This is a genomic window from Halomonas salipaludis (genome assembly GCF_002286975.1).
Lineage (GTDB): Bacteria > Pseudomonadota > Gammaproteobacteria > Pseudomonadales > Halomonadaceae > Franzmannia > Franzmannia salipaludis.
Genome location: NZ_NSKB01000005.1, coordinates 178,738 through 198,681, shown reverse-complemented (window position 1 = coordinate 198,681; position 19,944 = coordinate 178,738). Strand labels below are relative to the sequence as shown.

Below are 19,944 nucleotides of genomic sequence, written 5' to 3'. Positions count from 1 at the left end.
CGTCAGGCCCTGCCGTAACGGCAGGGCCTGTTTTTTTGCTGGCCGCTGCTCAGCCCCTCAGCCTTCTTCGTCGTCGGCCAGGTCACGCCCAAAGCTGCGCCACTGGGCCAGGGTCATCACCTCTGTGCTCTCGGTCTGCAGGTCGTGGACGATCAGCAGCTCGCCGCGGGCAAGCTGCTGCTTGAGCTGGGCCGTCCAGCCGCGCATGCCGTCGCCGGAGGTGTCGGTGGTGTCGTAGCCCTGGCGGGTCACGAAGGCCTCGAGCAGGGCGTCGAGGGTTTCGCCGGGTAGCATGGCGTGGGGGACTTCCACGAAACGTCCGCTCATGGTGCTGGCTCCTCGTCGGCCGGATCCTCGTCTGGTTGATAAGCGCCTCCGGCCTCCCAGCGCGCCAGCCGGGTCAGGAACTCGGCCTCGTCGATCACCGTCACTCCCAACTCCTCGGCCTTGGCCAGCTTGCTGCCGGCGCCTGGCCCCGCCACCACGCAGGCGGTCTTCTTGGAGACGCTGCCGGCGACCTTGGCGCCCAGCGCCTGGAGCCGCGCCTTGCCCTCGTCGCGGGTCAGGTTCTCGAGGGTGCCGGTGAGCACCCAGGTCTCGCCGACCAGCGGCTGGGGCCGCTCGCCGATCTCCTGCTCTTCCCAGACGAGGCCGCAGCCGAGCAGGTCGTCGATGATTTCGCGGTTGTGCGGCTCGCGGAAGAAGCCGTGGACGTGGGCGGCGACGATCGGGCCGACGTCGTTGACCGCTTCGAGGTCCTGCTGCTCGGCGTCCATCAGCGCCTGCAGGGTGCCGAAGTGGCTGGCCAGGTTGCCGGCAGTGGCCTCGCCCACCTCGCGGATGCCCAGCGCGTAGATGAAGCGGGCAAGCGTGGTCGTCTTGGCGCGCTGCAGCGCCGCCACCAGATTCTCGGCGGACTTCTGGCCCATCCGCGGCAGCTCGGCAAGATGCTCGGCGTCGAGCCGGAACAGGTCGGCGGGCGTCTTGACCCAGTCGCGCTCGATCAACTGGTCGATCAGCTTCTCGCCGAGGCCGTCGATATCCAACGCACGCCGCGAGGCGAAGTGCTTGAGCGCCTCCTTGCGCTGGGCGGCGCAGTAGAGGCCGCCACTGCAGCGCGCCGCGACCTCGCCCTCGACCCGCTCGATGGCCGAGTCGCACACCGGGCAGCGCTCGGGAAACACGATGTCGCGGGCATCCGCCGGGCGCTGCTCCTCGAGCACCCGCACCACCTGGGGAATCACGTCGCCGGCACGGCGAATGCTCACGGTGTCGCCGATCATCACCCCCAGCCGGGCGATCTCGTCGGCGTTGTGCAGGGTGGCGTTGGAGACCGTGACCCCGGCCACGCTGACCGGCTCGAGGCGCGCCACTGGGGTGATGGCGCCGGTGCGGCCGACCTGGAACTCGACGTCGTTGAGGCGCGTGGTCTGCTCCTGGGCGGGAAACTTGTAGGCCACCGCCCAGCGCGGTGCGCGGGCGACGAAGCCCAGCTCGCGCTGCAGGCGCAGGTCGTCGACCTTGATCACCACGCCGTCGATATCGTAGCCCAGCGCGTCGCGGCGCTCGCCGAGGCGCCGGCAGTAGTCGATCAGCCCCTGGCTGCCGGTGACGGTGGTCAGTTCGCGGCTGGTGCGGAAACCCCAATCACCGAGCCTTTTCATTTGCGCGCTATGGGTTGGAATCACACTGTCGTCGATATTGGCCATGTTGATCCGCGCCACCTGGTAGGCGGTAAACTCCAGCGGCCGGGTGCGGGTGATCGCCGGGTCGAGCTGGCGCAGGCTACCAGCGGCGGCATTGCGCGGATTGGCGAACACCTTACCCTCTTCTCGCCGCGCCTTGTCGTTCATCGCTTCGAAGTCGGCATGACGCATGGTGACCTCGCCGCGCACCTCCAGCAGCTCGGGCCACGTCTCGCCGCGCAGCTTGAGGGGGATCGACTTCAGAGTCCTGAGGTTGGAGGTGATGCCCTCGCCGGTGCGGCCGTCGCCGCGGGTGGCGCCAAAGGCCAGCGCGCCGCGCTCGTAGACCAGCGACACCGCGGCACCGTCGAGCTTGGGTTCGCAGCAGAAGATCAGCTGCTCGCCGTCGCACTCGAGGCGTTCGCCGACGCGCTTGACGAAGGCGCGCAGCTCGTCGTCGTCGAAGGCGTTGCCCAGCGACAGCATGGGCACCGCATGCTGGACCTCGGGGAAGCCGTCGGCCGGCGCGGCGCCGACCCGCTGGGTGGGCGAATCCGCTGTCACCTGGCCGGGGTACTGCTCCTCGAGTGTCTGCAGACGGCGCAGCTTGCGGTCGTAGTCGGCATCGGTGAGGCGTGGTTCATCGAGCACATAGTAGCGATGGTTGGCGTCATCGAGTTCGGCGCGCAGGCGAGCGATCTCGTCGAGGATCTGGGGATCGGGCTGGGTCATTGAATCGGAGGTCTCGGTGCAGAGCGTGGGCCTCGAAGCGCGAGGCCAAATCAGTGTCGCCTAGCTTACCAAAGCAACAACCCCCGGTGGGAGTTACCGGGGGTTGTTGGCAGGGCGCTATCGCAGTTAGGGACTGATCCGTCGACAGGCCTGCGAGGAGGCGCTGTAAACCCATCCCTGGGCGCTACCTTGCGCCCTGCTGCGCTATCGCATCCTGCTCCGCTTGCAGGACCGGGGCTGGCCATCCATGGCCAGCCCGTTCGGAGGAATCCTCCTCACCCATGGCGCAAACCTCCTCTGCGGCCTGTCCCCGGCGTCCTTCGCTCGAGTAGCTACGGACTTGGAGTCGTTGAGCTGCCGCTGGGCGCTAGTTGGCCTGGTAGCGATGCAGGCGGTGGCGGCGCTCGAACTCCTGGACCCGCTGGCGGGCGAACTCGACGGTTTGCGCGGTCATCACGCTGCGGTTCTCGTCCTTCAGCTCGCCACCGAGGTGGCGCACGATGACCATGGCGGTCTCGACCATCGCCTCGAAGGCGGCGGCGGTGTCCACCGCCCCGGGCAGCGGCATCAGCAGCGTCACCCCAGGGGTGCGGAACTCGTCCATGGTATCCAGCGGGAAGGTGCCGGGCTTGACCACGTTGACCATCGAGAACTGCAGTTCGCTTTCGCTGTCTTCGGTCTCGAAGCGGTTGAAGATGCCCATGTCGCTGCTGTAGCGCAGGCCGCAGGCCAGCATCAGATCGAGCAGCGCCGAGCCGCTGAAGCCCTCCTCCTGGCGCGACATGACGCTGATGACGATGACTTCCTCGGCGTGGCTCAGGGTATCGCGGGCGTGCTCGACGTTGATGTCGTGACGCAGCGCCTTCTCTACCACTGGATGCGAGGCGACCTGCGGCTCGCGCTCGGCGGCGGGACGCGACTCGTAGGCTGAGTCGTCCACCGGACGCTGCACCCTGGCGCTGGCTTCGTCGAAGCTCGGCTCGGCGTAGCGGCTGTCGACATGATGCAAGCGACTCGGCGCGAACAGCGGATCGTCCTGGTCCTGGGCGCTGATTGCCTGGGCGTCGCGCGCCTGCTGCTCGCGAAGCTCGGCCTGGCGGGCAGCTTCCTGCTCGCGCTCGGCGGCCAGCTTGGCCGCCTTCTCGGCCTCGGCCTGCTTGCGACGGCTGGCTTCGCGGGCCTGCTTCTCGGCCTTGAGACGCGCTTTCTCGAGCTTGTCCTTCTTGCGCTGTTCCTTGCGCGCGGCAAGGGATTGCCTCATCGAGGAGCCGAAACGCTGCATGGATGCGCCGACCTGGGTCGAGCGCTCCTTGAACGAATCGGTCATGCCCTCGAGATCGACCAGCCGATAGCGCTCGGTGTCGTAATGCTCGTCATGATCATCGGGATCTGCAGCCAGCGGCTCGGTGGCGGCCTGGGGCGTTTCGTCGGCATCCAGCGCCGAGAGTGTCGGCTCGGTACGCGTCGGTTCCTCGGCCCGCGGGGCCTCGGCCTGCGCTGCAACCTCGGGCGTTTCGCTGCTGGCAGGCTCGGGCGCGGCGTCAGACGCAGCGGACTCAGCTCGCGGCGCGGTGTCGGCCGGCGGTTCGGCATGCCGGCGCTCGTCGGCGTCCACCTTGCGTGTCGGTTCGGCGCGGGGCGCTGTAGCAGGCGCGGCCGCTTCCTGCGGGGAAGCGGCCGCCGTTGCGGGTACGCTGTCAGGCGCCCGAGGCGTCGAGGCGTGACCTGGCTCGGCGGCCTGGCGCGGCGGCGCCGCGCCGCCGGAAGCAGACACGCTGGCCGAGTCGCGCGTCTTGTCTCGCCACTCTTTGTCTCGCCACTCCGACAGCACGCGTGAAGCGCCAGGATGCTCCTGGCGCTTCAGCTTGGGCTTGGCCGCGACCTGCTCCGATGCGGCGGGGCGAATCACCCGGGCGCCGCCGTTGGGCAGCTCCCAATTGATCTCGGCCTGTTTGGCCTCGTCGTCGAGGTCCATGTCTACCCGATTGGTACCGCTGGATCGTGTATCGACCCGGTCCAATCTGGGCACGCGACGCTGACGCTGAAGACGACGCACACCGTCAATGACGATGATGGTCACCAGGGCCAGCCCCAGGATGATCAGCCACTCTCTTAGTTCCATGGGTCATCTTGCCTGTTTGCTAAGGCGCCATGCCTGATAAGTTGTTCGTCACCAGCATAGCGCGATTACCAAAAAAAGGGCCACTTTTTTTGAATGTCAAGCTTGTCTATCACGCTTGGTGAATGATAAATCGCCAAGCAGTGGCGCCTCGTGCAAATGCCCTGCGTCTGTCCTTGACCTTCATCATGTATCTTCCTTGTTAACGTGTTTGCTGTTGTGGTGCAAGCGCTTCAGGCTTCTGCCAGCTCCGCGGCTTCCTCGACACCCACGGAAACCAGCCGCGATACGCCTGGCTCCTGCATGGTCACCCCCATCAAGCGTTCGGCGGCCTCCATGGCGATCTTGTTGTGGGTGATATATATGAACTGTACTGTCTCTGACATCTCTTTTACCAGCGCTGCATAACGCCCGACATTGGCATCGTCGAGTGGCGCATCGACTTCATCAAGCATGCAGAAGGGTGCCGGATTGAGTTGGAAGATGGCAAATACCAGTGACAACGCGGTGAGGGCTTTTTCTCCCCCCGACAGCAAATGAATGGTGCTGTTCTTCTTCCCCGGCGGCCGAGCCATGATTGCCACCCCGGTCTCGAGCAAATCCTCGCCGGTGAGCGTCAACCATGCGGTGCCACCGCCGAAGACCTTGGGAAAAAGTGTCTGTAGACCGGCGTCGACCTGGTCGAAGGTCTGCTTGAAGCGGGTGCGGGTCTCCTGGTCGATCTTGCGAATCGCCCGATCCAGGGTCTCCAGCGCCTCGCTGAGCTCGGCCTGCTGGGCCTCGAGGTAGTCGCGCCGCTCGGCCTGCTGGTCGTACTCCTCGATGGCGGCGAGGTTGATCGCCCCCAGCCGGCGAACCTTCTCGCCAAGGCCCTCGAGATGCGCCTGCCAGGCCGATTCGGTGGCCTCGGGGTCGAGCCGCTCGGCCAGCGCCGCGGCGTCATGACCCAGCTCGCCGAGCTGTTCGTCCTGGGCATCGGCCTTGAGCTTGAGCGCCTGAACCTGCAACCGCGCCTCCTGCAAGCGCTCGCGCACGCCTTCCAGGTTGCGCTCGTGGTTCTGGCGCTCGAGCTCGTCATTGCGCAGCCGTTCGCTGAGTTCGGCGGCCTGGTCACGGCAGGCGTTGAGCGCTTGCTCGTGACGCTCGCGCTGCTCGAACAGCTCCTCGAGACGCTCGCGCTCGACGTCCTCGGGCTCATGCAGGGCCTCGCGGCTGGCAGCGAGCTCGGCGCACTTCTCCTCGAGCCGGGTACGGCTCTCCGCGCTGCGGCCACGCTGCTGGACCAGGCCGGCGCGCTCGGTGGTCAGGCGCTGCAGGTCGAGGGCCAGCTGCTGGCGGCGCTCGCTGAGCGGACGCTGGCGCACCCGTAGCGCCTGCAGCGCCTCGCCAGCGTCGCGGCGCTCGCGTTCGAGCTGCTCGCGGGTGGCACCACTGGCTTCGAGGCGCGTCATGGCCTGCTGCCAGGTCTCACGGGCCTCTTCGAGCTCCAGCAGGCGCGCCGCATGGCGCTCCGCCAGGTCGGCCAGTTCGGCATCGAGCTCGCGGCTGCGGCCATCGAGGTGCTCGAGCCGCGTGGCCAGGTTGGCTTCCTCGAGGGCCAGCTGCTGGCGGCGACGCTGCAGCTCGGCTTCCGGCTGCCGACAGGCTTCCAGCGCCGCCTCGGCCTCGCGACTGGCCTCGCGGCTGGCCTCCACGCCAGCATCGAGCTCGGCGAGCTGGGCGTTGAGCTCCTCCAGGGTGGCGGCGATCTCGTCGCGCCGGCGGCGGCTGACGAGCAGGCTGTCGGCGTGCTGCTGGCCGGCGCGGCGCCGCGCCCAGCCGTGGCCGAGCCACAGGCCGTCGCGGCTGATCAGACTCTGCCCCGGGGCCAGCTCGGCGCGCCGCTGCCAGGCCTCGCTGGCCGACTCGACGGTGAGGATGTTGGCCAGCAGCTGCTGGCAGGCACCGGCACCGGCGACTTCAGCGGCCAGGCTGCCGGCGGGCGACGCAGTGGCGGCGCCATTGGCGTCGAGCAGCGCCAGTTCGCCGCCGTCGAGGCCGTCGAGTACCGGCGCGGCGGCGGGCAGGTCGACCAGCCGCGCGCTGAGCCAGGGTGCCAGCACCCAGGACACCGCGTCCTCCCAGCCGGCGGCGACCTCGAGCCGCTCGCCGAGCTGCTGCGCCTCGCCCAGGCCGTGGTCGTCGAGGTGCTGGGTGAGTGCCGCATCGTTATCGACCAGTGCTGCCTCGATCAGTGCCTCCAGCGAGGCCATTTCGCCCTGGCGCTGGCTGCGCTGCTGGCGCAGCGTTTCACGCTGTGCTTCGTCCTGCTCGAGACGCTGGCGGGCCGCGTCGCGCCGCGCCAGCTGGGTATCGCGCTGCTCGGCCAGCGCCTGCTGTTCGAGCTCCAGCTCGGCGAGCTGCTCGGCGAGCATGTCACGCTGTTCGCGCAGCTCACCAGCGTCGGGCAGCTCGCTGCGCTGCTGCTGGCGACGCTGGCGCTCCTGAGTCAGCGACTCGAGGCCGCGCTCGAGGCTGGCGATGCGCTCCTGAGCGCGCTCGGCGTCGCGGCTGGCATCGCGATGGCCGTCGTTGAAGGCTTCCCAGCGTTCACTGGTCTGCTGCTGGCGCTGCTCGGCCTCGTCCAGCGCCGCTTCGAGCTCTTCGAGCTGTTCGGCAAGCGTCTCCTGTTGCGGCCCCAGCTCGGCGATCTGTTCGTCGAGCTCGGCCAGACGCAGACCATCTGCCTCGCCGAGTCGGTCGAGCTCGGCCAACTCCTGGCGGGCGCCCTCCAGGTCGCGAGCCAGCTGCTGGTCGCGGCTGCGGGCGTGCTCGAGCTGCTGCTCGAGGCGGGCGATGGCGGCGGTGGTTTCGTAGAAACGCGCCTGACAGCCTTCCAACTGCTCGCTGAGGCCGTCGTGCTCGAGCCGCGCCTCCTCGAGGCGGGTCTCGCACTGGCGGGCGCCGAGCACCTCGCGCTCCACGGCGGTCTCCAGGTCGCGCACCCGGGCCTCCTGCTCGCCCTGCTCGGCGCGCAGCGCGCGGCCCCGCAGCAGCGCCAGCTCGCCCTTGAGGCGGTGCTCCTGCTGCTGGAGGGTCTGGTAGCGCTTGGCGGCCTCGGCCTGGCGCTTGAGGCGCTCGAGCTGCTTGTCGAGTTCGTCGCGAATGTCCTCGAGGCGCTCCAGGTTCTCCTGGGTGCGGCGCATGCGGTTCTCGGTCTCGCGGCGCCGCTCCTTGTACTTGGAGATCCCTGCGGCTTCCTCGAGGGTGGCGCGCAGGTCGTCGGGGCGCGCCTCGATCAGCCGCGAGATCATGCCCTGGCCGATGATGGCGTAGGAGCGCGGCCCCAGGCCGGTGCCCATGAACAGGTCGGCGATATCGCGGCGCCGGCACTTCTGGCCGTTGAAGAAGTAGCTCGACTGGGCGTCGCGGGTCACTACCCGCTTGACGGCGATCTCGGCGTACTGGGCGTACATGCCGCCCATGCTGCCGTCGCGGTTGTCGAACAGCAGTTCGATGGAGGCCTGGCCCACCGGCTTGCGTCCGGTGGAGCCGTTGAAGATGACGTCGGTCATCGACTCGCCGCGCAGGGTCTTGGCCGAGGATTCGCCCATCACCCAGCGCACCGCGTCGATGACATTGGACTTGCCGCAGCCGTTGGGCCCGACGATGGCGGTCATGTTGCCATCGAAGGGCACTGTCACCGGGTCGACGAAGGACTTGAAGCCAACCAGCTTGATCGAGGTGAGGCGCATGGCGGCAGTCGGTCTCCGTTATTCGAAGACGCGGTCGATGACCACCGGCACGGCATCGCCGTCGGTGGCACCGACGGGTACCGCGTCATGGTCACCGAACAGGTCGCCGGGCTGCGGGGTGGCCTGGCCACTGGGCGAAACACGCACCATCAGCCGCGCCTGATTGACCTGGGAGATACGCCCCTGGTCGCTCATGGCGTTGGCGTCGCTGAGCGTCACCGTGGCCGGCAGTTCGCCAACCAGCAGCCGCGACACGGCCAGCGGCGGGCCTTCGCCGTCGGGGTCGTGAGCGACCACGAATACCGTGGCCTCGTCGTCGACCCGATCGCGCAGCGCCTCGGCGAGGCTGACCTCGACGCGCACCCCGGGACCTTCGCTGACGTCCGCCTCGATTTCGTCCTGCGACAAGCCCAGGCGCTGCTGGGCAGCGGCGATACCCTCGCGCAGCGCCGCGGCGGAGCCGGGGTCGTCGTAGCCGGCGATGGCGCGACGCCAGTGGCCGATGGCGTCTTCGTAGCGGCCCTCGTCGAAGGCGTTGATGCCCAGCATGCCGAGCACGGTGGGCTGGCGCGGGTCGAGCTCGAGGGTCTCGTCGACCAGCGCGCGGATCTCGTCGTTCATCTGGCGCTGGGCAACGAAGTACTGCAGCTGCGCCTTCTGTGCCAGCAGCGAGGGCTCACGCCCCTCCATCTCGATCAGGCGCTCGATGGCATCCAGCGCCTGGGTGGGACGGTTGGCATCGCGATACAGCGGAAACAGCGAGTACCAGACGTTGACGTTGCCCGGCTGGCGCGCGGCCTCCTCTTCCAGGCGTTCGATCATCATCTCGCGGGACCCTTGGGGGTGCTCGCGGACCTCCTGCTGGGCGGCGTGCAGGGCCAGGTCGCCCTCGGCACCCTCGCGCTGGTACCACACCACGCTGGCCACCACCACCAGCACCAGCAGCACCGGCACCACGATACGCCCGTCGGCGGCGGCCTTGAGCGGCGCGCGCTTGAGGTTCTCGGTGTCCTCGAGCAGGCTACGCTCGAGGTCGAGGCGGTCCTCGTCGAAGCGCGGCTGATCGATATCACCGCGTTCCAGCGCCGCTTCCAGCGAGGCCAGGCGACGCTGGTAGATCGCCACGTTCTGCTCGGCGGTGCGGTCGTTGCTCTCGAACTCGTGCTGGGCGTCGTGCAGCCGACGAGCCCCACGCAGCGGCGCGATCAACAGCCAGGCAGCAGGCAACAACAACAGGGCAAAGGCGGCCCACAGTAACGTCATGGTGTCCTCTCGCGGTTGATCAGTTCATCGAGGCGCGCGCGCTCCTCGGCGGACAGGGCCTGCGCCGAGGCGTTGCGCCGCCGCCGCACGATCACCACCACCAGCACGCCACCCAGCACCACTAGCGTGCCGGGCAGCCCCCACAGCAGCAGGGTGCGCCCCTCGAGGCGCGGATTGTAGAGCACGTAGTCGCCGAAGCGCGTGGTCATGTGATCGAGGATCTCGATGTCCGCGCGGCCGTCCTGCAGCATCACGTAGACCTGCTCGCGCATGTCGCCGGAGATCGGCGCGTCGGAGTCGTCGATGGCCTGGTTCTCGCACAGCGGACAGCGCAGCGAGGCGGTCAGGCTGTTGTAGCGCTGCTCCATGACCGGGTCGTCGAACTCGCGTATCTCGATGCCCCCCGCCCAGCTCAGGCCGGCGAGCAGGGTCAGCATCAGCACAAGTGTGGCGTGTCGGATCACTGCCATTTTTCCACCTCCGGCAGGATATGGTCGCGGACGTCACTGGGGTCGATATACCCGGTGTGGTGGTAGCGGATCACCCCGTCGCGGTCGACTAGGAAGGTCTCCGGGGCGCCGTAGACGCCAAGATCGAAGCCCAGCTCGCCGTCGGGATCGAAGATGTTGACCTCGAAGGGGTTGCCGAACTCCTCGAGGAAGCCGAGCCCCTTGTCGCGGGTATCACGGTAATTGACCCCCACCAACCGTACACCGCGGTCGGCGAGGTCGAGCAGCTGCGGCATCTCCTGCTTGCAGGCCGGGCACCACTCGCCCCACACGTTGACCAGGGTCACCTCTCCGTCGAACAGCGACGGGTCGACGCGCCGCTCGGAGTCTTCGAGGGTAACCATGTCGAAGGCCGGAAACTCGCGGGCCAGCAGCGCCGAGTCGCGGTGGAAGGGATCCAGCGACAGGCCGCGATACAGGAACACCCCGAGCACCAGGAAGATCAGCAGCGGCAGCAGCAGGATCAGGCGGCGGTTCATGCGTGCGCCTCCTGGGCCGCCGAGCCAGCCTCGCGGGGCACCTCGGCAGTGCGCCGACGGCGATAGCGGCGGTCGGCGATGGCCAGGATGCCGCCGGCGGCCATCAGCAGCGCCCCCAGCCACAACCAGCGCACGAACGGCTTGTACTGGATGCGCATCGCCCAGTCGCCGCCGTCGAGTTCCTCGCCCATCGCCACGTAGAGATCGCGGAAGAAGCCGGGCCGCAGTGCGACCTGGGTCATCGGCATGCCGCGGGCGATGTAGAGGCGCTTCTCGGGGCGCATCTCGAAGCTGCGTTCGCTGCCCACGCGGCTGACCTCGATGGTCGCGGTGTCGGCCAGGAAGTTGGGGCCACGGCGGGACTGCAGGTTGGTCATGGTGAACTCGTAGCCGGCCACCTGCACGCTATCACCCGGCCCCATGCGCACGCTGCGCTCGACGTTGTAGTGCGAGACCACCGCCACGCCGACGATGGTCACCGCCACACCAAGGTGGCCGAGCTGCATGCCCCAGTAGGCCAGCGACAGCTTCTTGAGTCCGGCGCCGAACGAGCTGGCATTGCGCGTCTTGTCGTAGAGGTCGCGGAACATCGGCAGCACGATCCACAGCGCAGTGATCAGGCCGATCGCCACCCACAGGTTCCACTGCTCGGCGAAGATCAGCGGCAGCAGCGCCCCCAGCACCAGCGCCGCCACCCCGGCCAGGGCCACGCGGCGCCCTAGGTCGCGGGCCGACATGCTCTTCCAGCGCGCCCCTGGACCGAGGCCCATGAATACGCACATCAGCACCGTCAGCGGCACGAACAGGGCGTTGAAGTAGGGCGGGCCGACGCTGATCTTGCCGAAGCCCAGGGCATCGAGCAGCAGCGGGTAGACGGTGCCCAGCAGCACGGTGACGGTGACGATCACCAGCATGATGTTGTTGACCAGCAGCAGGGCGTCACGCGAGACCCAGTTGAAGCCCACGGTGTGGCGCACCCGCGGCGCGCGCAGGGCGAAGATCAGCAGCGACAGCCCCACCGTGACAGTGAGCAGCATCAGGATGAAGAAGCCGCGCGAGGGGTCGTTGGCGAAGGCGTGCACCGAGGTCAGCACCCCGGAGCGCACCAGGAAGGTGCCGAGCAGCGACAGCGAGAAGGTGAAGATCGCCAGCAGCACCGTCCAGCTCTTGAACGAGCCGCGCTTCTCGGTCACCGCCAGCGAGTGCATCAGCGCGGTGCCGGTCAGCCACGGCAGCAGCGAGGCGTTCTCCACCGGGTCCCAGAACCACCAGCCGCCCCAGCCCAGCTCGTAGTATGCCCACCAGCTGCCCAGCGCGATGCCGACGGTGAGGAAGGCCCAGGCCAGGTTGGTCCAGGGCCGCGCCCAGCGCGTCCAGGCGGCGTCCAGGCGCCCGCCGAGCAGCGCGGCGATGGCGAAGGCGAAGACCACCGAAAAGCCCACGTAGCCCATGTACAGCATCGGCGGGTGGATGATCAGGCCGAAGTCCTGCAGCAGCGGGTTGAGGTCGGCGCCGTCGGACGGCATGTTGGGCAGCAGCCGCTCGAAGGGGTTGGAGGTGGCCAGGATGAACAGCAGGAAGCCCACGCAGACCAGGCCCATTACCCCCAGCACCCGCGCCACCATGTCTTCCGGCAGGTCCCTGGAGAAGCGACTGGCGGCGAAGCCCCAGCCGGCCAACATCAGGCTCCACAGCAGCACCGACCCCTCATGGTTGCCCCATACCGCGCTGAACTTGTAGTACCAGGGCAGCATCGAGTTGGAGTTGTTGGCGACATTGGCGACGCTGAAGTCGTCGAGCATGTAGCTGGCGGTCAGACAGGCGTAGGCAATCGCCACGAACAGGAACTGGCCGGCTGCCATGGGCCGCGCGAAGGCCATCCACAGCGGACGCCGGGTGGTGGCCCCGGCCAGCGGCAGGGTGCCCTGGACGATCGCCAACAGCAGCGCGATCACCAGCGCGAAGTGGCCGATTTCGGGAATCATCTTGATCAGCATGGCGGCTCCGGATCAGTACTGGCTAGCGCCGTTGTCGTCGTACTCGCCCTGGGCCTCGAGTCGTTTACCGACCTCGGCAGCCTTGGCCTGGAAATCGGCCGGCGAGTAACCTGCTTCTTCCAGCGCCTGGGCGACTTCCGGCGGCATGTAGTTCTCGTCGTGACGCGCCAGCACCTCGTTGGCACGAATCCAGCCGTCGGGCTGCAGTTCGCCGACCACCACCACGCCCTGCCCCTCACGGAACAGGTCGGGCAGGATACCATTGAAGTGTACGCGCACCTCGTCGACATAGTCGGTCACGGTGAACTCGACGTCGAGACTCTCGGCATTGCGCGACACCGAACCCTCCTGAACCATGCCCCCGGCACGAATGGTGCGCTCGTAGGGGGCGTCGCCGGCGGCGATCTGCACCGGACTGAAGAACAGGTTGATGTTGCTGCGCAGGGCGAACAGCGTCAGGCCGACGGCGATCGCCGCCAGCGACATCAGCCCCAGGATGATGAAGAGCTTCTGCTTGCGTTTAGGTGTCATCGGCTAGGTTCCTCGCTGGTTCGCTTCCGACACGGCGCTCCCTGCGTTCACGTCGTTGCAGATCACGGATCAATTGGCGGCGTTCGGCCCGCGCATGCACTACCGACCCCAGCAGCAGCAGTGCGGTCACCGCCCAGGCGGACCACACGTAGGGGGCGTGGCCACCCATGGCAAAGAAGTCCTGGAGTGAGGCGAACGCCATCAGTGCTCTCCTCCGGCCAGGTCACGTACCCAGCGCTTGCGCGACTCGCGGCGCAAAATTTCGTTGCGCGTGCGCATCAGCGTCAGGGCGATGAAGAAGCTGTAGAAGCCCAGCACCATCAGCAGCAGCGGCGCCCACATCTCCATCGGCATCGCCGCGCGGCCGGTGACGGTGAAGGTCGCCGGCTGGTGCAGGGTATGCCACCACTCCACCGAATACTTGATGATCGGGATATTGATTACCCCCACCATGGCCAGTACCGAGGCGGCTCGCGAGCCGCTATCGCGGCTGGCGAAGGCACCGCGCAGGGCGATCACGCCAAAGTACAGGAACAGCAGGATCAGCATCGAGGTCAGGCGCGCGTCCCACATCCACCAGGTGCCCCAGGTGGGTACGCCCCACACCGCGCCCGAGAACAGCGCGATAAAGGTCATCGCCGCGCCCAGCGGCGCCATCACTGCGGCGGCCATGTCGGCGATCTTGATCTTCCATACCATGAACACCACCGCCGCTACCGCCAGGCTGACGAAGATCGACTGGGCCAGGAACGCCGCCGGCACGTGGACGTAGATGATCCGGAAGCTGTTGCCCTGCTGGTAATCGGCCGGCGCAAAGGCCAGGCCCCAGATGCTACCCGCAGCAATCAGCAGCGCCGCCGCCGCCCAGAACCAGGGCTGCAGCCGCGCGCTGATGGCGTAGAACCACTTGGGGGAGCGCAACTTGTTAATAAAGGCCCACATGCCTCTCAACCTCTCAACCGTTGATACTGATACGCAGTGACGCGGCGATGGCCCAGGGCGCCAGCATCAGCGCGCCGGCCAGCAGCGCGCCAAGGATCGCCAGATGCGCGGCCAGCGCATCGCCCAGCAGTGCCGCCTGCACCGCCCCGGTGCCGAAGATCAACACCGGCACGTAGAGCGGCAGCACCAGCAGCGACAGCAGCACGCCACCGCGGGCCAGGCCCACCGTCAGTGCCGCGCCGATGGCACCGATCAGGCTCAGGCTGGCGGTACCCAGCGCCAGCGACAGCGAGAGTATGCCGTAGCTGCCGGCCGGCAGTGCCAGGGTGATGCCCAGCAGCGGCGCCATCAGCGCCAGCGGCAGGCCGGTCAACAGCCAGTGTACCGCCACCTTGGCCATCACCAGCAGTGCCAGCGGCTGGGGCGACAGCAGCAGCTGCTCGAGGCAGCCGTCCTCGAAGTCGGCGCGAAACAGCGAGTCCAGCGATAGCAGCGTCGCCAGCAGTGCCGCCACCCACAGCAGCCCGGGGGCCACGATGGAGAGCAGCTCGGCGTCCGGCGAGATGCCCAGCGGGAACAGCGTGATCACCAGGGCGAAGAACACCAGCGGGTTCATCACCTCACTGCGTCGCCGCATCAGCAGCAGCAGGTCGCGACGCAGGGTTGCCGCTAATGCGACTCCCAGCCCTCCGCGGGGTTCCGTCACCGCCAGGCGTTCAGCGTGCTGCATCGGCGCTGCCTCCTTCGCCCAGGCGTACGCGACGAATATCGCCGAGCGGGGCCAGGTCGTGGTGAGTGGTGAGAATCACGCTGCCACCACGGGCGGCGTGGGCCAGCAGCCGTCGTTCCAGCGCTGCCACGCCGTCCTTATCGATCGCCGTGAAGGGCTCGTCGAGCACCCACAGCAGGCGCGGGATCAGGCTCAGCCTGGCCAGCGCCACGCGCCGCTGCTGGCCGGCCGAGAGCTGGGCACAGGGCACGTCCTCGAACCCCGCCAGGCCGATCTCCGCCAGCGCCGTCATACGCCCCCGATGGTCGCCCACCTCGCCGGCCAGCGCCTGGTGCCAGCTGAGGTTTTCCAGCGCCGTGAGCGCGCCCTTGATGCCCGGGGCGTGCCCCAGGTAGAGCAAGTTGGCGAGAAAGGCATCGCGCGCGGCGTGCATCGGCGCGTCGTCCCAGTAGAGCTCGCCCTGGTAATCGCCAAGTTGGCCCGACAGGATCTTCAGCAGGGTGGTCTTGCCGCTACCGTTGGGGCCTTCGATACGCACGATCTGCCCTGGCCCCACGTCGAGATCCAGGTCGCAAAACAGCAGGCGATCATCGCGCTCGCAGGCCAGTTGGCGGGCTTGCAGGCGGAGGCTCGGGCCCCCTGTCGCCGCACTCTGCACCGCGGTCTCCCAGCATTGATTATTGGCTCGGCACTCTACACGGAATGGCCTAGTGCCGCTAGCGCCGGGCGTGCGTCAGCCGGTCGCATCGGGACTTGCCTTGACCTCAATCAAGACCCCGCAAGCGCCTCAGGACTTGCTACCCGCGCCGCCCTTGCTATGATGCAGAAGTGCTGTAAAAAATAACAGGTATTGGCACCCTGCCCTTAGGGTTATCACAGCTGCTGTTAGCGAGGGATGTTGGCGGCAGGCCGTGGAGGAGGTTTGCGCCATGGATGGCGCAAGTAGCGCCCAGGGATGGGTTTACAGCGTCTCCTCACAGGCCTGCCGACGAATCAGTTCCGAGCGGTACCGCTATCTGCGATAGTCCTGACCCCGTCCCGGAGGGAGAAAGACCATGCTTCAGTCTGCACCGCACTATTTGCATCGCCTGCCCAACCTGCCCATGGCCGAGGCCTGGCAGGCCCTCGACGAAAGCGAACTCGGCGAGCTGGTCGAGGTCCCGCTGCTCGGCAAGGTGGCGGCGGGCATGCCCATCGAGGCCTGCACCGACACCGCCAGCGTCTACGTTCCGACCAGCATGGTGCGCCGCAACACCTACGCCCTGCGGGTGTGCGGCGACTCGATGATCGACTGCAATATCTTCGACGGCGACGTGATCATCATCGAACGCCAGGAGAGCGCCGAGAACGGCGAGACGGCGGTGGTCATGATCAATGACCAGGAGGTCACCCTGAAAAAGCTCTATATCGAGAAGGCCGGGGTACGCCTGCAGCCTGCCAACGAGAGCATGGCGCCAATCTTCCTCAAGAACGACGACATCAAGGTGCTGGGCATGGTGATGGGCGTGATGCGTCAGTCGACTCAGCTGATGTGATGGGCTATCCGATCCCCGACCTCGAGGAGGGCCTGTGGCACGAGAGTGAGCTGGAAGTCGAGAAGAGCCGCTTCATTGCCTGGCTATGTCATGCACCCACCGTCCAGGCCTTCGAGTCGCTGCTGGCCGCCGCGCGTACTGCACATCCCGGCGCCAGCCACCACTGCAGCGCCTTCATTGCAGGCCCGCCCGGCGAGCAGCAGGCGATCGGTTTCTCCGACGACGGTGAGCCCGGCGGCACCGCCGGACGGCCGATGTTCCAAGTGCTGGATGGTGCCGGCATCGGCCAGGTGGGCTGCGTGGTCACGCGCTATTTCGGCGGCACCAAGCTGGGCACCGGTGGCCTGGCTCGCGCCTACTCCCAGGCCGTGGCCCAGGGCCTCGAGCAGTTGCCCCGCCGCGACTTCATCCCCCGCCGTACGCTCGCCCTCGGCCTCGACTTCGCCAGCGAGGCCGAGGCCCGCAGCTGGCTCGCCGAGCGCCAGGTTCCGGTACATAGCGCCGACTACCACGCCCACGGCGTGACCCTGCAGGTCGGCTGGCCCGCCGGCGAGGAGAGCGCTCACCTGGATGAGCTGGCCTCACGGCTCAAGGGCCGGCTCAGCGTCACCGCCTGAACTATTTGCAGCTGCCCAGGGCCACTTCGTAGGAGCGCTCGATATGGTCCTCGAGCAGCGCCCGCGCCGCCTTGACGTCGCGCTCCAGCGCCAGTTCGACCAGCTCGCCGTGCTGGGCATCGAGGACCTTGCGCACCTCCGGCACGCCCGGCGCCATGCGCCGATAGCGATCGAACTGGTCGTGCAGCTGGTCGATGAAACGCAGTAGCCACACCGAGCCGCAGGGGGCCACCAGAGTGCTGTGAAAGCGCGTGTGCAGCTGCTCCCACTCGTCGACCTTGGTCGGCGATAGATCCGCTCGCTTGAGGCGGTGCGCCGCGGCCAGCAACTCCGACTCCCACTCGGCATCACCGTTGAGGATCGCCCGCTCGAGGGCCATGCCTTCCAGCTCGCGGCGCATGCCGGCGACGTCATCGAGCTCGCGGCGATCCAGCCGTGGTACCCGAAAGCCGCGCTGATTCTCCTGTACCAGCAGCCCGTAGGCGGCGAGGCGGTTGAGCGCTTCGCGCAGCGGGCTCAAGCCCACCTGATACTGCTCCTTGAGGCCATTGATGGCCACCTTCTCGCCGGCGGCAAAACGGCCATTGACCAGGTCGTGACGCATGGCGTCGAACACCCGGCTGGCGGTGGTAGCACTCTCCTTGCGATGTAGAACACCCATGGCATCTCCTGGCGGTTACCGGCCGCTTTTATCTGTCACTTGTCGTTGCCCTGCTTGACGCGTGTTTTGCCAGCAAACTATATTCTAGTACAGATAATCGATTTTTTAACAACAAGACGATATGGAATGCCACGATTCTACTACAGAAATCCATCATCCGGCTTGGCGGGAGAGCGTATATGGATAAATCGGTAGCCCGCCCGGCCACAGCCCGCCAGCGCGACCTGTTCATGGCCTTCCTGCGTATCGGCCTGCTCGGCTTCGGCGGCGGCCCCGCCATGATTCCCCTCGTCCAGCAGGAGGTGGTCAAGCGCCACGCCTGGCTCGATGACGAGGAGTTCAGCGATATCCTGGCCATCGCCAATACCCTGCCCGGTCCCATCGCCACCAAGATGCCCGGCTATATCGGCTACCGCGTCGGCGGCGTGGCCGGCTGCATCAACGCTGTGCTGGCGGTGATCCTGCCCACCATCGTCGCCATGATCGCCCTGCTCGGGGTATTCAGCCGCTACCGCGACGTGGCCTGGATCCAAGGCATGGGCCAGGGCGTGGTGCCGGTGGTGATGGTGATGATGGGCCAACTGGCCTGGGACTTCCTCAACAAGTCGCAGCTGGCGCTGGGCTGGCTGGTCAGCCTGGCCATGGCGGCGGTGGCCGGCGTGCTGATCTATTGGCTGGGCGTGCATCCCGGCTGGGTGATCGGCGGCATCCTGGCGGCGGCGCTGCTGCGCCCGACGCCCAAGCGGGAGGCCACCCCATGATCTATTGGGAGCTGTTCCTGGCCTTCTTCATTCCCAACATCATCGGCTACGGCGGCGGGCCGGCGATCATTCCGCTGATCGAGGCCGAAGTGGTCGGCCGCTACGGCTGGATGGGCGCCCAGGAGTTCGCCGAGACCCTGGCCCTGGGCAACGCCCTGCCCAGCCCCATCGCCACCAAGATGGCCGGCTATGTGGGCTACGACGTGGCCGGCGTGGGTGGCGCCATCGTCGCGGTGTTCGCCACCGTGGTGCCGTCACTGCTGCTGATGCTCGGCGCCTTGGGGCTGCTCTATCGCCATCGCGAGTCGCCGCGGGTCAAGCGCATGAGCCAGTGGGTGCGCCCGGTGATCGCGCTGATGATGGCCTGGCTGACCTGGAGCTTCTTCAGCGAGGGCATCGACAGCGCCGGGCTGCTCCACACCCTGTTGATCGGCGCCGTGGCTGCCGTGGCGCTGCTGCGGTTTCGCGCCCATCCGGCCTTCGTGGTTCTCGGCGCACTGGTTTATGGAGGAGTGTTCCTGGGCTGAGACGCCCGCCGCAACGACACAATAACCCGACAACGGGATCACGCGCTCACTCGCCGCCGGCAGGCCCGGCGAATCACAGCCACACCACCACAATACAAAAGGTGTTCAACATGACGCGTTCGAAGCTACGTCTCACCACCGCCATCGCCGCCATCGGCCTGGCCTCGAGCCTGGCCTTTACCGGCACCGCCCAGGCCGACTATCCCGAGCAGGACATCCGGCTGATCATCCCCTATGGGCCGGGCGGCGCCACCGACATCATCTTCCGGCTGATCTCCCAGGAGGCCGAGCAGTACCTGGGCGAGTCGATCGTGCCGGTCAATATGGCCGGCGCCGGCGCCACGCTGGGCTCGCGCAACGTCAAGGATGCCGACCCGGACGGCTACACCCTGCTCGGCAGCCACGACACCATCGCGCTGTCCAAGCTGGCCGGCACCGTCGACTACTCATACGATGCCTTCGAGCCGATCGCGCTGCTGACCCAGACCATCAATATCCCCACCGCACACGCCAACCATGAGGTGCAGAGCGCCGACGAGATCGCCGACTACGTGCGCGAGAACCCGGGCCAGGTGCGCTTCAGCATGATCCCCAGCTCCACCGACCACTTCTTCTGGGCGCAGTTCTTCCAGGAGGCCGGCATCGACATGGCCGACGTACGCCTGGTGGGCTATCCGGATACTGGCGAGCAGGTCTCGGCGCTGATCGCCGAGGAGATCGACTTCGCCATGTTCAACCTGCCGTCCGGCGGCTCGTTCTTCGAGGAGGGCACCTTCCGCCCGCTGGGAATCGCCCACCCCGAGCGCCTCGACAGCATGCCCAACGTAGCGACCCTGCGCGAACAGGGCATCGCGATGGACCACTCCACCAGCCGCGGCATCTTTGCGCCCGAGGGCACGCCGCAGGAGATCCAGGACACCATCGCCGAGGCCTACGGCCAGGCGCTCGAGAACGAGGAGGTTAGGAGCCGCATCGAGAACGAGTTCGGCTCGGTGGTGCGCTTCCTGGCCGGCGATGACTACCTCGAGTTCCTCGACGAGAACGAGGCGGCGCTGTCGGCGGCCGCCGAGAACATCGACTTTCAGAACTGAGCCAGAATTGAGTGAGATCCTCGCCCCGCTT

General features: G+C 67.4%; 19 protein-coding genes. 5 read left to right on the top strand and 14 right to left on the bottom strand.

Going from position 1 to position 19,944, the window contains the following annotated elements; all coding sequences use genetic code 11:
* Window positions 1–57: 57 nt before the first annotated feature.
* The 13 genes from CK498_RS14055 to ccmA form a co-directional block, all read right to left on the bottom strand.
* Window positions 58–327 carry a YheU family protein gene (locus CK498_RS14055; RefSeq protein ID WP_095621500.1) on the bottom strand — a complete coding sequence of 90 codons (270 nt, stop codon included), beginning with the start codon at window positions 325–327 and terminating at the stop codon, window positions 58–60.
* The gene (gene ligA / locus CK498_RS14050) at window positions 324–2,417 is read right to left on the bottom strand and encodes an NAD-dependent DNA ligase LigA (protein WP_095621499.1); all 2,094 of its coding nucleotides are present in this window, start codon (window positions 2,415–2,417) and stop codon (window positions 324–326) included. Before ligA ends, CK498_RS14055 begins: the two co-directional genes overlap by 4 nt.
* A gap of 367 nt (window positions 2,418–2,784) precedes the next feature.
* Entirely contained in the window at window positions 2,785–4,539 is a 1,755-nt protein-coding gene (zipA, locus tag CK498_RS14045) for a cell division protein ZipA (RefSeq protein WP_095621498.1), read from the bottom strand.
* 230 nt (window positions 4,540–4,769) lie between these two features.
* A complete protein-coding gene (smc, locus tag CK498_RS14040) occupies window positions 4,770–8,270 on the bottom strand; it encodes a chromosome segregation protein SMC (RefSeq protein WP_095621497.1) in 3,501 nt (1,166 codons plus the stop codon).
* A gap of 18 nt (window positions 8,271–8,288) precedes the next feature.
* Window positions 8,289–9,533, bottom strand: coding sequence for a c-type cytochrome biogenesis protein CcmI (ccmI, locus tag CK498_RS14035; RefSeq protein ID WP_095621496.1), 1,245 nt, complete (start codon window positions 9,531–9,533; stop codon window positions 8,289–8,291).
* Entirely contained in the window at window positions 9,530–10,003 is a 474-nt protein-coding gene (locus CK498_RS14030) for a cytochrome c-type biogenesis protein (protein WP_095621495.1), read from the bottom strand. Before CK498_RS14030 ends, ccmI begins: the two co-directional genes overlap by 4 nt.
* Window positions 9,994–10,521 carry a DsbE family thiol:disulfide interchange protein gene (locus CK498_RS14025; protein WP_095621494.1) on the bottom strand — a complete coding sequence of 176 codons (528 nt, stop codon included), beginning with the start codon at window positions 10,519–10,521 and terminating at the stop codon, window positions 9,994–9,996. Before CK498_RS14025 ends, CK498_RS14030 begins: the two co-directional genes overlap by 10 nt.
* Complete coding sequence (locus CK498_RS14020; RefSeq protein WP_095621493.1) at window positions 10,518–12,518, bottom strand: heme lyase CcmF/NrfE family subunit; 2,001 nt, start codon at window positions 12,516–12,518, stop codon at window positions 10,518–10,520. The genes CK498_RS14025 and CK498_RS14020 overlap by 4 nt, the downstream gene beginning before the upstream one ends.
* 12 nt (window positions 12,519–12,530) lie before the next feature.
* Entirely contained in the window at window positions 12,531–13,049 is a 519-nt protein-coding gene (gene ccmE / locus CK498_RS14015; protein WP_095621492.1) for a cytochrome c maturation protein CcmE, read from the bottom strand.
* Window positions 13,039–13,251 (bottom strand): heme exporter protein CcmD, encoded by a 213-nt coding sequence (gene ccmD, locus CK498_RS14010; RefSeq protein ID WP_095621491.1) that lies wholly within the window; start codon window positions 13,249–13,251, stop codon window positions 13,039–13,041. Before ccmD ends, ccmE begins: the two co-directional genes overlap by 11 nt.
* Window positions 13,251–13,991 carry a heme ABC transporter permease gene (locus CK498_RS14005; protein WP_095621490.1) on the bottom strand — a complete coding sequence of 247 codons (741 nt, stop codon included), beginning with the start codon at window positions 13,989–13,991 and terminating at the stop codon, window positions 13,251–13,253. The genes ccmD and CK498_RS14005 overlap by 1 nt, the downstream gene beginning before the upstream one ends.
* 13 nt (window positions 13,992–14,004) lie before the next feature.
* Complete coding sequence (ccmB, locus tag CK498_RS14000; protein ID WP_095621489.1) at window positions 14,005–14,721, bottom strand: heme exporter protein CcmB; 717 nt, start codon at window positions 14,719–14,721, stop codon at window positions 14,005–14,007.
* Window positions 14,708–15,379 (bottom strand): cytochrome c biogenesis heme-transporting ATPase CcmA, encoded by a 672-nt coding sequence (ccmA, locus tag CK498_RS13995; RefSeq protein WP_095621488.1) that lies wholly within the window; start codon window positions 15,377–15,379, stop codon window positions 14,708–14,710. The genes ccmB and ccmA overlap by 14 nt, the downstream gene beginning before the upstream one ends.
* Window positions 15,380–15,776: 397 nt before the next feature.
* Here ccmA and lexA point away from each other — a divergent pair, with 397 nt between their 5' ends.
* Both lexA and CK498_RS13985 read left to right on the top strand, forming a co-directional pair.
* Window positions 15,777–16,256: a transcriptional repressor LexA gene (lexA, locus tag CK498_RS13990; RefSeq protein ID WP_095621487.1), complete on the top strand. Its 480-nt coding sequence runs from the start codon at window positions 15,777–15,779 to the stop codon at window positions 16,254–16,256.
* Window positions 16,256–16,873, top strand: a complete 618-nt coding sequence (locus CK498_RS13985) for an IMPACT family protein (protein WP_095621486.1) — start codon at window positions 16,256–16,258, stop codon at window positions 16,871–16,873. The genes lexA and CK498_RS13985 overlap by 1 nt, the downstream gene beginning before the upstream one ends.
* A 1-nt stretch (window position 16,874) precedes the next feature.
* Here CK498_RS13985 and CK498_RS13980 read toward each other — a convergent pair whose 3' ends face one another.
* Window positions 16,875–17,534, bottom strand: a complete 660-nt coding sequence (locus CK498_RS13980) for a GntR family transcriptional regulator (protein WP_095621485.1) — start codon at window positions 17,532–17,534, stop codon at window positions 16,875–16,877.
* A gap of 179 nt (window positions 17,535–17,713) precedes the next feature.
* Between CK498_RS13980 and CK498_RS13975 the strand changes: the two genes are divergently transcribed.
* The 3 genes from CK498_RS13975 to CK498_RS13965 all read left to right on the top strand — a co-directional run bounded on the left by CK498_RS13975 (window position 17,714) and on the right by CK498_RS13965 (window position 19,913).
* On the top strand, window positions 17,714–18,295 hold the full coding sequence (locus CK498_RS13975) for a chromate transporter (RefSeq protein WP_095621484.1): 582 nt from the start codon (window positions 17,714–17,716) through the stop codon (window positions 18,293–18,295).
* Window positions 18,292–18,822: a chromate transporter gene (locus tag CK498_RS13970; RefSeq protein ID WP_095621483.1), complete on the top strand. Its 531-nt coding sequence runs from the start codon at window positions 18,292–18,294 to the stop codon at window positions 18,820–18,822. Before CK498_RS13975 ends, CK498_RS13970 begins: the two co-directional genes overlap by 4 nt.
* Before the next feature lie 110 nt (window positions 18,823–18,932).
* Window positions 18,933–19,913, top strand: coding sequence for a Bug family tripartite tricarboxylate transporter substrate binding protein (locus CK498_RS13965; RefSeq protein WP_095621482.1), 981 nt, complete (start codon window positions 18,933–18,935; stop codon window positions 19,911–19,913).
* The last annotated feature ends 31 nt before the right edge of the window (window positions 19,914–19,944 follow it).